General features: G+C 56.7%; 9 protein-coding genes. 7 read left to right on the top strand and 2 right to left on the bottom strand.

Going from position 1 to position 14,052, the window contains the following annotated elements; genetic code table 11:
• Window positions 1-252 precede the first annotated feature (252 nt).
• Window positions 253-990, bottom strand: a complete 738-nt coding sequence (locus tag U6037_RS09405; protein ID WP_322846529.1) for a thioesterase II family protein — start codon at window positions 988-990, stop codon at window positions 253-255.
• A gap of 129 nt (window positions 991-1,119) precedes the next feature.
• Between U6037_RS09405 and U6037_RS09400 the strand changes: the two genes are divergently transcribed.
• Window positions 1,120-2,253 carry a cupin-like domain-containing protein gene (locus U6037_RS09400; protein ID WP_322846528.1) on the top strand — a complete coding sequence of 378 codons (1,134 nt, stop codon included), beginning with the start codon at window positions 1,120-1,122 and terminating at the stop codon, window positions 2,251-2,253.
• Window positions 2,254-2,364: 111 nt separating this feature from the next.
• Here U6037_RS09400 and U6037_RS09395 read toward each other — a convergent pair whose 3' ends face one another.
• Window positions 2,365-3,537, bottom strand: a complete 1,173-nt coding sequence (locus U6037_RS09395; protein WP_322846527.1) for an MFS transporter — start codon at window positions 3,535-3,537, stop codon at window positions 2,365-2,367.
• Window positions 3,538-3,833: 296 nt separating this feature from the next.
• On the opposite strand from U6037_RS09395, the gene U6037_RS09390 reads away from it, so the two are divergent.
• The 6 genes from U6037_RS09390 to rdrB all read left to right on the top strand — a co-directional run bounded on the left by U6037_RS09390 (window position 3,834) and on the right by rdrB (window position 14,026).
• Window positions 3,834-4,802, top strand: coding sequence for a family 2 encapsulin nanocompartment cargo protein terpene cyclase (locus U6037_RS09390; RefSeq protein WP_322846526.1), 969 nt, complete (start codon window positions 3,834-3,836; stop codon window positions 4,800-4,802).
• Between the two features lie 91 nt (window positions 4,803-4,893).
• Complete coding sequence (locus U6037_RS09385) at window positions 4,894-5,694, top strand: SDR family oxidoreductase (RefSeq protein ID WP_322846525.1); 801 nt, start codon at window positions 4,894-4,896, stop codon at window positions 5,692-5,694.
• Window positions 5,687-7,513 (top strand): glycoside hydrolase family 15 protein, encoded by a 1,827-nt coding sequence (locus U6037_RS09380; protein ID WP_322846524.1) that lies wholly within the window; start codon window positions 5,687-5,689, stop codon window positions 7,511-7,513. Before U6037_RS09385 ends, U6037_RS09380 begins: the two co-directional genes overlap by 8 nt.
• 311 nt (window positions 7,514-7,824) lie before the next feature.
• Window positions 7,825-8,214, top strand: coding sequence for a hypothetical protein (locus U6037_RS09375; RefSeq protein WP_322846523.1), 390 nt, complete (start codon window positions 7,825-7,827; stop codon window positions 8,212-8,214).
• A 413-nt stretch (window positions 8,215-8,627) separates the two neighbouring features.
• Entirely contained in the window at window positions 8,628-11,381 is a 2,754-nt protein-coding gene (rdrA, locus tag U6037_RS09365) for an antiviral RADAR system adenosine triphosphatase RdrA (RefSeq protein ID WP_322846522.1), read from the top strand.
• Window positions 11,381-14,026 (top strand): antiviral RADAR system adenosine deaminase RdrB, encoded by a 2,646-nt coding sequence (rdrB, locus tag U6037_RS09360; protein WP_322846521.1) that lies wholly within the window; start codon window positions 11,381-11,383, stop codon window positions 14,024-14,026. The genes rdrA and rdrB overlap by 1 nt, the downstream gene beginning before the upstream one ends.
• The last annotated feature ends 26 nt before the right edge of the window (window positions 14,027-14,052 follow it).

Raw genomic sequence — 14,052 nt, 5'->3', positions numbered from 1 at the left:
TTCTTAGCATCCGGATCAGTAGGCAGGAAGCACAAAGGCACGTCGTCCCTATAAAACGAATGCAGACCGGAAAAATTAGCGAATGAGAACAACTGTCAGGTGGGAGGTATAACGAAGGTTATCTGTCGTCAACACAACCCCTGTAGGAGCTGACGAGTGAAACGAGGCTGCGATCTTTTGATCCTGTTTTAAAGCTCAGGATCAAAGGATCGCAGCCTGCGGCAGCTCCTACAGGAGGGCACCGCGTAGTGTTCAGGCAGTCGCGGCCATGGCGTGGCGGCGATGATGCACATCGAGCTGATCCTTGATCACCTTCAATACCTTCGCTTCATGCTCATGAATAAAGAAGTGCCCGCCGGCGAGCATGTCCACCGAGAAACTGCCGCGGGTTTCCTTGCTCCAGCCGATCAATTGCTCGGTGGTGGCGCGGTCAGCCTTGCCGCCGAGCACATGCACCGGGCAGTTGAGCAGCGGTCGCGCCAGCGGCTCGAACTTGCCGCACAGTTGAAAATCCGCGCGCAGGATCGGCAGGGTCAGACTCATCAGCTCTTCGTTGGCCAGCACTTCCTCGCTGGTGCCATTGAGCGTGCGCAGTTGCTCGATCAACTCGGCGTCAGTCTTGGGCTCAGCGAAGCCGCGATCGTAATCGGCTCGCAGGGTCGGCGCCGCTGTGCCGGAAGCGAACATCGCCACCGGCTCCGGACAACCCAGCGCACGCAGGGCGTGCGCCATTTCGCAGGCCAGCAACGCGCCCAGACTGTGGCCGAACAGCGCATAAGGGGGGTTGAGTGTCGGTCGCAATTCCTTGGCCAACTGCATTGCCAGCCCACGCATGTCGGTGTGCAGCGGCTCACCAAAACGTGCGCCACGCCCCGGCAGCTCAACCGGTTGCAAGTGCAGCCATTGCGGCAGCTTCGGCCGCCAGCGGCTGTAGACCATGGCACTGGCGCCGGAGTACGGCAGACACAGCAGGGTCAGCTTGGTCACCACGCTTTCCTCGAAAAATTCATCTGTAGAGATAGACGGATCCCGCGCCGGGCAAATTAGTCATCGGCCAGTAAATTCCCCTGCCAGGTGCTCGTTAACTGTTCAGGCCAAAACCAATAACGAGGGATCACCGTGGACCTGCAGAGCATCCTGGGCAAACTGTTCGCCAATGCCGGCGCTGTCGGCATCGAAGGCGTATTTCAATTCGTGTTCGGTCCGCAGCAGGCCTACTGGTCCGAGGTCAAGGCCAGCAGCCGCACCGTGCCCGGACGCCACGTCAGCCCGGACGTGACCATTGAAGTCGCCGAGCGCGATTTCCTCGGGATCATGAGCGGCATGGCCAACGTCGAAGAGCTGTTCGCCAGCGGGCGCCTGAAAATCGGCGGCAACATGGGCCTGGCAACGATGCTGCCGCAGATCATCGAACACGCGATGCACGGTGGCGCCGTGGCGGAAAAGGTCGACATGAACAAGCGCTACCCGACCCCGCCGCGCTTCAGTGAAAAACTCACCGCCAGCCTGCCGATCCAAAGCCGCATCGAACGCCTTGCCCGCAGTGAACTGTCGGTCACCGAGTTCAAAAGCCGCTATCTGCCCAACGGCATTCCCGTGGTGATCAGCAATGCGCTGCAGGACTGGCCACTGTTCAAGCTCAGCCGTGAAGAATCGCTGGTGCATTTCGCCGAACTGCAAGGCATTACCCGCCATGGCGACTACGTGAAGAAGACCTTCTCCACCGAACGTGATTTTCGTTCGACATCGATGGCCGACTTCATCGCCTCGCTGGATCAACCGGCGGTCAAAGGCGCCGATGGCGAGCCGCCAGCGTATATGGGCAACAACATTCTGCCGGCGCAGCTGATGCAGCAAATCAAGTACCCGCCCTACTTCGATACGTCGCTGTTCATCCCGCCACGCATCTGGATCGGCCCCAAAGGCACGCTCACGCCGTTGCATCGCGATGACACCGACAATCTGTTCGCACAGGTATGGGGGCAGAAGACATTCACTCTCGCCGCACCGCATCACCGTGAGGCGCTGGGTACCTGGTCGACTGCGCCCAAGGGTGGTCTGGATGGCTGTGATTTCAACCCGGATGCGCCGGACTACGAACGCTTCCCCGCCGCCCGCGACGTGACATTTCTGCGAGTGACGCTGGAGGCCGGGGATTTGCTGTTTTTGCCAGAGGGCTGGTTCCATCAGGTGGAATCGGTGTCGACTTCACTGTCAGTGAATTTCTGGGTCAACTCGGGACGGGGCTGGTAACACTGCGTCCCCTGTGGGAGCGAGCCTGCTCGCGAAGGCTATTTCACATTCACTATGAGTGTTGAATGACGGACCGCTTTCGCGAGCAGGCTCACTCCCACAATGTCCCCGCTATTTCAGATGGCGGTAGCTCTGTATCGCCGAGCCCAGCACCACCGCCCCGGCCACAATCGCCAGCCAGAACCCGCTACGAGCGCCGAAGGCATCCACCAGCCATCCTGAACCAGCCGCACCGATGGCCACGCCAATACTCAAACCGGTCACGAGCCAAGTCAGGCCCTCGGTCAACTTGGCCGGCGGCACGATGCGCTCAATCAACGCCATTGCGACAATCAGCGTCGGCGCGAAGAACAGCCCGGCGATAAACACCGCCAGCGACAAGCCCAGAATATTGCTCGCCAGCAACAGCGGTAACGTCGTCACCGCCGTCGCCACGCCGCCGTACAGGAACAACTGCGGCAATGGCAATTTCGAGCGCATCGCACCGAAGGCGATGCCGGCCAGGCACGAACCGATCGCGTAAACCGACAAGACGATACTCGCCGCCGCCGGCTGCCCTTGCTGCTGGGCAAACGCGACGCTGACCACATCAATCACACCGACGATGATGCCCATGGCAATCATCAGCGCCAGCAGCAGTTGAATGTCCGTCGAAGCAATGATCGAACCCTGATGATGCGACTCCTGTGGATGCACCGCCGGCTCGGTGCTGCGCTGGGCGACGAACGCCGTGACACCAATAGCGAGCGCCAACAAAGCCGCCAACGGCCCGGCCTCCGGGAACACTGCAACGCACAACCCCACCGACAACGGTGGGCCGACGATGAAACACACTTCATCCAGCACCGACTCCAGCGCATAAGCGGTCTGTAGTTGCGGTTGACCGCGATAGATTTCCGTCCAGCGCGCCCGCACCATCGCCGACATGCTCGGCATGCACCCGGCCAGCGCGGCGAAAATGAACAGCGTCCAGGTCGGTGCCTGCAAGCGGGTGCAGAGCAGCAACATCAACAATGCCCCGCCGCCGAGCAACGCCGATATCGGGAGAATTTTTCGCTGGCCATAACGGTCAACCAGACGCGACACCTGTGGCGCGCAAAACGCCGTGGCCAAGGCAAACGTCGCCGCCACTGCACCGGCCAGTGCATAGCCGCCTTTCAACTGCGAGAGCATGGTGATCACGCCGATACCGGTCATGGAAATCGGCATGCGCGCAATCATCCCGGCCAGCACAAAATTGCGTGCGCCAGGGGCGTTGAATAATTCGCGGTAGGGATTTGCCATGGACTGCAGCCTCATCAAGGGCCGCCAAGTTGCCATAGGGTCGGGTGGCGTGGAAGCGGGGAATTGTTGGTGGAATGTGAAGGAGTGAAGTCCAAGGGCCTTTTGATAAACAGATGACTCAGCCGCCCCGGCGAGCCTGCCGGTGTCAACTGACCAGACCGATGGAAACCTCCGTCGGATGCTGGATCGACGTTGACCATCCGTCGCAAAACGCACAGACCTGTCAGGTATGACAGGTGCCTTTTTTGGTCAATAGGGCTCTGATGACCCTGCGCTCAACCGCGAAGGAATCGTCAATGAAATCGCCCTGGACCGTCCCGCCGCTGTATGGACTTGCGCCCTTTAGAGTCGACCTCTCTCTGGCGGCAGAAGTGGATGATCGCCTCATGCCGTGGATTGAGCAGGTCGGAATTTTTCCAAGACACCATGCAAAAGTGCGCGCCATGGGCTTCGGGCGCTTCGCCATGCTGTGCCATACCGACACCGATGATCCCGATCGCCTGCTACTGGCAGCGCAATGTTTTGCCGCCCTCTTCGCTGTCGATGATTACTACTGTGATGACGAGAGAACCGGATCCGAACCGAAAATGGTCGGCCCGCGCCTGTCAGTGGCGCTGGCGGCGCTGGAACCGGTGTACTTGAGCGAACGTTTCCGCCCCGGCCTTGAACAGGCACTGAGCAGCGATCCGGTACTGGTCGCTCTGCGCGGCTATCTGGCGCGGGTGGAGGCCCTCGCCACACCAGCACAGGTCGCACGCGTACGCCATGAAATCATCGCCATGTTCGTGACCATGAGCGCCGAAGCGACCTGGCGCACCGAAGGTCTCACGCCAGCACTTTGGGAATATCTGGCCCACCGTCAGGTCAACAGTTTCCTGCCGTGCCTGTCGTTGATCGACATCATCGGAGGCTATGAACTGCCCGCGAATGTGTATAGCGCACCCGATGTGCGGCGCGTCACGACACTGGCTGCCAGCGCGACGATCATTGCCAATGATCTTTTTTCGGCGCTGAAGGAGCAGCAAGCCGGGATCGGTGATTTCAACCTGCCCTTGCTGTTGATCCGCGAACAGCAATGCTCGCCTGAACAAGCGATGGCGCAAAGTGCCGCCATTCACGACGAAATCATGCATTTGTACGAGGCGGCAGAATGCACCGTACTGCCGCAGGCCTCGCCGTTACTCAAATGCTATCTGACGGGCCTCAAGTGCTGGCTGGCCGGCAGCGTGGAGTGGCATCGCACCAGTGGGCGTTATCAGGTCTAAAGCTATCGATCTTTTCATGATCGCGAGATGAACTCTCGCCGCCGCCCGTCAGTCAGCTAAATAAGCCCACCGACCCAAGGCGCGACGCTGCATGCATATTTCCCTCGCCCGACAAACAGCCCTGATCACCGGCGCCAGCTCCGGCATCGGGCACGCCGCCGCCAAAGCCCTCGCCGCGGCCGGCGCCGCGGTTGTCATCAACTACAACCGCCAGGCGGAACCGGCCGAAGCACTGGCCCGACAGATCATCGCTGGCGGTGGCCAGGCCATCGCCATCGGCGCGGATGTGTCGAAAGAAGACGAGGTCGAGCGATTATTCGCCCAGACCCTCGACGCCTTCGGCTCGCTGGACATTCTGATCGCCAATTCCGGGATGCAAAAGGACGCCGCCGCTGTGGACATGACCTTGGACGACTGGAACGCGGTGATCGGTGTCAACCTCACCGGCCAGTTCCTCTGCGCCCGTGCCGCCCTGCGGATTTTCACTCGTCAGGGCGTTCGCGAAGGCGTGTCCCGCGCCGCCGGCAAGATCATCCACATGAGTTCGGTGCACCAGCGCATTCCCTGGGCCGGGCACGTCAACTATGCAGCGTCCAAGGGCGGCGTCGATCAGTTGATGCAAACCCTCGCGCAGGAAGTCAGCCATCAACGCATCCGCATCAACGGCATCGCGCCGGGAGCGATTCGCACCGCAATCAACAATGACGCCACCCAAGGCGCTGCCGGCGAAAAGCTGCTGGAGCTGATTCCTTACGGCCGTATCGGCGATGTCGAAGACGTCGCCAACGCGGTGGTATTTCTCGCCTCCGACTCCTCCGACTATATCGTCGGCACCACCCTGTTCATCGACGGCGGCATGAGCCTCTATCCGGAGTTTCGCGGCAATGGCTGAGCATCATCTGGAACGACAAAGCCCGATCGATGCCCACGGCATCATTGGCGATATGCGCAGTGCAGCGCTGGTCAACGATCGCGGTAGCGTGGATTTTTTCTGCTGGCCGGAGTTCGACAGTCCGTCGATTTTCTGTTCGCTGCTGGACACCCCCAACGCGGGGATTTTCCAGTTGGCCCCGGACTTGCCCGATGCGCGCCGCGAGCAGATTTACCTGCCTGACACCAACGTCCTGCAAACCCGCTGGCTGAGTGAGCGTGCGGTGGTCGAAGTCACCGATCTGTTGCCGGTGGCGGACAACGAGGACGATTTGCCGCTGCTGATGCGCCGGGTCCGCGTGGTCAGCGGTGAGGCGACCTTCCACGTGCGTTGCGCGGTGCGCCATGACTACGCGCGCGCCGACACCCGTGCACGGATGGACCAGCAAGCGGTGATTTTCAGTGCCGCTGGGCAGCCATCGATGCGTCTGACTTCGGATCAGCCGTTGCACATCGAAACCGACGCAGCGGTTGCCTCATTTACCTTGAAACAGGATCAGACTGCCGCATTCATGCTCGGTGGCGAAGACGATCCGCGTTTCGCGGCGGGTGCCGCACAACTGTGCATGGAACGCACGCTGAAGTACTGGCGCGACTGGCTCGGTCAGTCGATCTATCGCGGACGCTGGCGCGAAATGGTCAACCGCTCGGCCCTCGCCCTCAAACTGCTGACCTCGCGCAAACACGGCGCGATTCTCGCTGCCGCCACCTTCGGTCTTCCGGAAACGCCGGGCGGTGAACGCAACTGGGATTACCGCTACACGTGGATCCGCGATGCCTCGTTTACGGTGTACGCGTTCATGCGCCTGGGTTTTGTCGGCGAAGCCAACGCCTATATGGGCTGGCTGCGCGGACGGGTCAGCGACTGCCATGGGCAACCGATGAAGCTGAATATTTTGTACGCCATCGACGGGCAACAGGAATTGCCGGAAACCGAACTGACCCATCTCTCCGGACACGGCGGCGCGAAACCGGTGCGCATCGGCAATGGTGCGTACGACCAGATCCAGCTCGACATCTTCGGCGAGCTAATGGACGCGGTCTATCTGGTCAACAAGTACGGCGATGCGATTTCCCATCAAGGCTGGAAACACGTGCGCGAAGTGGTCGATCAAGTCTGTGAGACGTGGCAAACCAAGGATGTAGGCATCTGGGAAATGCGCGGTGAGCAACATCACTTTCTGCACTCGCGGCTGATGTGCTGGGTGGCGCTGGACCGGGCCATCCGACTGGCCTCGAAACGCTCGCTGCCGGCGCCCTTCGCGCAATGGGATCAGACTCGGCAGGCAATTTACGCCGACATCTGGGAGAACTTCTGGAACGAGGAACGCGGGCATTTCGTGCAGTACAAGGGTGGCACGGCGCTGGATGGCTCGATGTTGCTGATGCCGCTGGTGCGCTTTGTCAGCGCCAAGGATCCACGTTGGCTGTCGACGCTTGAGGCGATTGAAAAGCATCTGGTGCGCGACGGCATGGTGTATCGCTATCGCAACGACGACAGCAATATCGATGGTCTGGCCGGCACCGAAGGCGCTTTCGCTGCGTGTTCATTCTGGTACGTCGAATGCCTCGCCCGTGCGGGGCAGGTGGAAAAAGCGCATCTGGAGTTTGAGCAACTGCTGCGTTACGCCAACCCGTTGGGACTGTATGCCGAAGAGTTCGACAGCCATGGCCGGCATTTGGGTAATACGCCGCAAGCGCTGACGCATCTGGCGTTGATCAGCGCGGCGAGCTTTCTGGATCGACGTTTGAGCGGGGAAAAGAGTGAGTGGCAGCCTTGAGCTCGTCCGGCTCTTCGTCAGCGTCTGTCAGATAAATCGCACTTTAAACGCCTTTTGTGAGAAGCCGGCCTACACGCCAGACACATCACCCAGCGCCGAATTTCGGCGCTGCCCCCTGCACCGGTTACCTGCGGCGACACTTTGTGTAAATCAATGCCTGCAAAAAACTCACAAACGCCACGCCAAGCTCCCCTCGTAACTTGCACTTACACCCCGAAATACCTTGTTGCCAGCGGTTACATCCGCCCCTACCATCCACCGCAACGGGCACAGCGGAGCTGTCCAACAAAACCCGAATTCAAGGAACCAGAATGTCCCAGCACGTCCAGCGCAACATCGACGCCCCTCTTCGCACGGGCCTGACCCGCACCCAACTCTGGGAAGCCGCCGACCAAGGCCTGATCAAATGCTGGGAAGTCGGCCGCCAGCGCGCCACCCGTTTCCCCGACCTCGCACAAAAATGCCTCGCCGGCGAACTGCCCGTGCTTGGTTGGAAAGGTGGCGTGAGCCGCAGCCTGAAGAAAACCGAGAAATATGGCTCGTTGAAGTATCTGGCGCAGTGGCAAGGCTTGCGTGGCGAGAATCTGGATATCGATTTGAGCGAAGAGCGTTCGCTGACCTGTTCGCGGACAAAGATGCGGGTGACGTTTACGCCGGATCGGACGAAGTATTTCAATCAGGTGGCGGAAGCCGAGGCTTAGCCATGCGCAAGTCCGGTCGGCAGCAATCCGAGTACAGCGCGCATACGCCGTACCGAGCGTCCAGATCGACCATGTGTTACCTGCGCCCCATCAGTTCGGTGGCCGGCCGTGACGCTCATGGCATTGGCCCGGCGCCGAAAGAGGATGAAGACGCCCAGCACTTCAGCGGCCCTTACGAGCGGCGGGTGCTGGGGGTATCGCGCACAATATACCCAAGGAGGCGCCGAAGGGAAAAACTCAGGGCATTGGGATCTGTTGCAACGTAAATGAAGGCCTCTTGATAACGCATAGCCATGCAAGTGTTTGACTGGCATTTGTAGTAGCACATAGCTACTCTTCTTGGATCCATTCAATCAAATCTTCGCCTTCCCACCGTCGGGCAGGCGCTATGCGCATGACAAGGAACGGTTTACATGGGCGAGAATCCCGGCATCGAAATCGAACTGCCAATCGATCAAGGCGAACAGGCTCATCAGCCGACACCAAAAAACCTGTTGGCGCAGGACGTCTATAAGAAAATTGTCGAGCACCTGAACCACAGTCTGGGAAAAACACCCTCTCTCGACAGTCAGTCTGACGACCTTGATGATTATCGAAGCCATGAAGCGATCCTGATCGACGGCGGTCGAGGCACTGGCAAAAGTTCAGTTCTGGTCAATCTCACGACGTATCTCAAAGATAACAAGAATCTGCTGATCCTCAAGCCAGTGGATCCGACTCTGCTGGAAAACGGCGATGACCTTCTGCTCAACGTGATTGTGGCGGCGCTGATGCGAGACAAGACCGTTCGCGGGGCTCTGGAAAACCGTGAGAAAGAAGCCGAAGCCTTTTACGAGCAGCTGCATAAATTGGGCGCAGCACTGGAGGGTATCCAGAAACAGAAAGAGCAATATGGCTTGGATAAACTTCGAGCATTCATGGGAAACCAGTCTCTCGCAGAACATGTTCACATCCTGCTGAAAAAGACGTTGACGCTGACAGGAAGAAGGCTTGTTGTTCTACCTATTGATGATGTCGACACCTCCCTGCAACTAGCGTTTGAAAACATAGAAGTCGTTCGCAAGTACCTCACATCACCTTTTGTCGTGCCCCTGATCAGCGGCGATCTAAGCCTGTATGACGAAGTTATCTGGCGAGAATTTCACGGAAGGCTGACGCATAAAAAATCGGCCATAGAAAAAAACGCCGAAACCAGAGCAAAGGATCTGGCAGAAGAATATCAACGTAAAATTCTTCCATTGCCTCGCAGGATTAAATTACCCGCGCTGACCAGCTACCTACAAAACCAGAAAATCATACTGACAAACAATAATTCCAAGCTGTTCCCGCTCGCCACCCTCCAACATTGGCTCAACGCCCTGTTAAACGAGCGTGTGAACGGAGAAGAAAACAGTCGCCTGGAACTTCCATTGCAGACTGTACGGGAAATGACTCAGTTCATTAATGGATGCAAGCATCTAATTCCGACACTCCAAGAGCACCTGAACCTCGACCTGAATACCACGTCGCTTCAGATACTTCCGACCATGCTCAAGCGTCTGCTTTTCATGCCCTTGGACGTTGCCATGGCTGTGCAAGACTTTGAAGAGGCCTTCAACAAGGCCACCTTCAGCAGCGAACCCCATCGACGCGACGCGAGAACGGGTAAAGAGCGCGCCTATCGGGCCTTGGGGGCAAGTACTGCTGACCTACCCAACACACTCAAGAGTGACTTCCTCCCCTATATTCAGGAATGGTTCAAGGTCATTTCGGATTATTTCCAGTATCACCGCAAAGGTGGGGCTGCTTACTTCACTGCTTTCACCAATGAAAAATGGCTAACCGCAAATAACGAAAGCAAAAAGGCGTCTGTATTGGCCTATGACATGTTCCAACCTTTGGAACAGAACGTTAAAAAATACGAAAACTTTGAAAGCATCACCGGTGTCAAACAATCGTGGTCCGAAGACTATAAGTCGGTAGTTCCACAAGCCTGGATGGAGCGAATTCCGGAGTCAACGATTTTGCCTTTCCCAGTGCCAGAAAAAGGTCAAAGAATTCCAGTAAAACCATCCTCAAGTTGGTCCTTGAACGCACTTACCCCTGAGCCTCTGCACGGCAAAGCCGAGTTTGCACGACAACTGTTAGTGCACTGGAGCTTCTTTTCGCCTAACCAGCGTGCAAATCTTGTATTTCACGGCCGCATTTTTGAACTTGTGGTCGCCAGCCTGGTTCGAGATATTTCAGAAGTCGAAATCGTCGACATCATTAACCGCCCTCCATTCCACTCTATGGCGTCGCTGGCCCATACCAAGACACTGAACCTCTCGGAAGCCTTCGAAGCGTCTGAAGATGAGTCCAAAGAGGAAGTAAGCACAGAAGAGGCACTTAAGGGCGATCAGAAATCCAAGGATACGATATCCGCCTTCACCGCTGAAATAAACAACTGGCGCCGACAGAACAACATTCAAGTTCCGCACAGTTGGTTGATTTATAACGTCATGACTAAAGCGTTCAATCAAATAAGCATTTCTACGCCTACCAAGAAGCCGGCCAACTATTCCCTATTGGAGATCATCGACTCGGGCATGCGGATGTTTAATTCCGTGTGGTCTGCTTTTGGCAGCTTTGAAAAAGGTGAAACCTTTGGACTACCGAGAATCATTGCCTACATCAACATGTCGAGCTCCAGCCACAACTTCGAACAAAACATGCATTACCGACAAAATATATTGCCTTTCCTGCAAAAAATCAGTGAACGAGGACAGCATCACAACTTCAAAACCGGATCATATACTTACGCACTGGAGTCACACCCACTGCGAAAACTACTACTCGAGCTACTCAACAACGACAAATACAAACCAAAAAACAACAATACTAATAACAAAACCGCCAATTCCCCGACGGTGGAACCCGCATCAACAAGACTGAGACAGACCATCAACGTCACGGCCAAAGAACAAGGCATAACTCTAAACGTCAAAACGATAAAAACACTCGACAATACCGCGATGCTTAATTTTTTAAACGCTGTTCTTGCACGCTGTGAAAAAGCACAGGCTCTAGAGTTCCACAGAATAATAAACGGCGCGAAAGTTATTAGCGGCACCCCTGAGCGCCATCTTCAAGTCATGCATAACCATTACACTCTCGTCCGAAATAATTCTGGCGCGAGTTCCGCCTGATGCTCGACCAAACGCTATTCGAACTCGCCAGCGCCACCTGCTTCTCCAGCACATCGCTGGCGCAGACTCTGCGCGCACGACTTTTGTCCGCACCGGACCTCGGAGATCCGACCCGGCACGACTCGTTCCATGAGACCTGCCTGCGCAATCTGCGGCTTGATCTCGATGCCGACTATCCGCGCCGGTTTCGAATCAATGACATGGATCTGGCGCTCAAGACCCTGTGGCCCAGCAATATCTTTCTGGAGTCACAGAGCGGGCGTCTGGACATGCTTGATGGCTTGTTCGATCAGCTGTTTTTCGAAAACGGTGACGTCATCCAATACCGTGATGACCGTGTGCAGGCGTATGTACGTTGCGCAGCGCGCATCGATCCGGCGTTGCTGGCCGGTTGGCGGATCGCCAAACGTTTGAGAGAACAACCGAGGCTGGGTTGCAGTGATTTGTTGCGCATCGTCGAGGCTCAGCAACCGTTCTTCAGTCCCCGGCCGCAGACAGGCAAAGCCTTTGCGGAAAATCATGTGCACTTGGGGGGTGTTCATTACGACGGACTGGTGTTGATGTCGGGATTGACTGCCCCGCTCAAAGAGTTGGCAAACGAACCGGCACTCAAGGTCCTTCCATCCTTGCAGCGATTGGCGCAAAGGCTGCTGATGGATATTGGCACCACCCCTCTTGAAAACCAGGCTATTCGAAAAATCTGCACGGAGACCTTGGGTAGCGGCTGGAAAATAGAGCCGCCGATTTCCATCAACTGGCGATGGCTTGCCGAAAAACAAATGGAACCGGCAGATGTTCTACACCCGCACTGGCAACGACAAAAAATTGCCCGTGCCCTGGTCAAAGGGGACACCGGCAAGGCCTGGCTATGGTTCGTCATCTGGTGCTGGACCCGGTATCAGGATCCTGAATGCAGCAGCGAACTGCGCATGGCCCTGTTCTTCCTGCTCAACTCGTTGACTCATATGCGCCGCCAACTATTGATGGACGGTCAGGGGTTAACCCGTTTCGTCGACGTCTACAACAATCACGCACGTCGTAATCTCGGTTGGCATCAACAGTACACCGATGCCGCGCGACGGATCTTTCACGGCGATGGCGATGTGGCGGAGATCAAGGTTGTCCATCAACTGTTTACACCTCAAGCGGTTATTCAGTGGTTGAGCCACTTGGGCAAGGCCATCGGTCTTGAGGCCGCTCCGAAACTTCGGCAAGTACCCTTGGCTAAACAACTGGCCATGCGCGATTCCTTTGAGCGCTGGCACTTTTGCATTCATCTCATTCGTGACGAACTCAGCCGTGACAATCCTTCAAATGTCTGGCTGGAGGCGAGCAAGCTCGAAAGTAAGCTTTCCAGTAACGCCTCCTGGGAACGTGAAGAACTCATCAACACTTCATCACTGTGGTCCGGTCGTTTGCAGCCAGCCCGATGGATTAGAGGACTGGACGTCGCAGGTGACGAAAATGCGGTAAAAACCGAAGTGTTCGCGCCCGCTATCAGATGGCTGCGTCAGGGGCTGCAATGCAAACCTTTGCTAGCGGCGCCGACGACGGGTTTGCACCTGAGTGTTCATGCCGGGGAAGATTACGCACACCCTCTCTCGGGAATGCGCCATATCGATGAAACGGTGGTGTTCTGTGGTATGCGTTCGGGGGATCGACTCGGCCATGCCCTTGCCATCGGCGTAGAACCGAAAATGTGGCTGGAACGGCACGGTGAAGCCGTGCTGCCACTCGATGAACATGTCGACAACCTAGTCTGGGCCTGGCATCACGCTTGCGAAATGAGTCCCCACCTGGACCTGGCCGCACAGATTGTTCCGAAACTCGAACGAACGTTGCGTCGACTCATTCCCTACCTTTCCTGGCGAGGTAAAGAACAATCTCACCCGACAATGGAAGCGCTTTTTGACGCATGGCGGATGCGGCGCAACTGCTATCACTATGTGACGCGGAACAAAATTGCCCCTTTTGAAGACGCCAAATTCAACATTGCCGTGCCTGACCGACAGGAGTTCGAGCAATACGCCGAAAAAAACTCTACCCACCCCGTCAAACTCTATCTGCAGCGATGGCGAGCACTTTCGAACCGGCGAAATGGTTTGAATGACGCGCTTTGGCCGCCCATAAATCATGAACAACAAGTGCCTTGCAAGGTTCGAATTCGCCAATCGGATCATGAATTCGACAGCCACTATCGGACGGAAGCCGATTTGAACCTGATTACCGTCACCGAAACTTCGAGCGAAGTTTTGTTCATGCACGCACTTCAAGACTGGCTGTTGGACAGGTACGACCGACTTGGGTTGGTTATTGAAGCCAACCCGACATCGAACGTTTATATCGCCCGCTTGAAATGTCACAGCGAACATCCCGTTTTTCGATGGTATCCACCCGACGAAAGCACGTTGCTCAAGGGTGCCAAAAACAATCTGTTCGGTTTGCGGCGCGGCCCCATCAAGTTCTGCATCAACACCGATGATCCCGGCATCATGCCAACCACATTACGCACCGAGTTTGCACTACTGCGAGAAGCGGCACAGACGCATGATGTCTCTCGCACTCAGGCGGAGAAATGGCTGGAACGCATTCGCCTGTTCGGTCTTGAGCAGTTTCATCAAAAACATGAATCGCTGTGGGGATAGGCCGGCTCATCAACGTTTGACCCGCG

Source organism: Pseudomonas sp. B33.4, assembly GCF_034555375.1.
In the GTDB taxonomy this organism is placed as follows: Bacteria; Pseudomonadota; Gammaproteobacteria; order Pseudomonadales; family Pseudomonadaceae; genus Aquipseudomonas.
The sequence above is the reverse complement of the archived record's forward strand: the minus strand, read 5'-3'. Positions and strand labels throughout refer to the sequence as shown.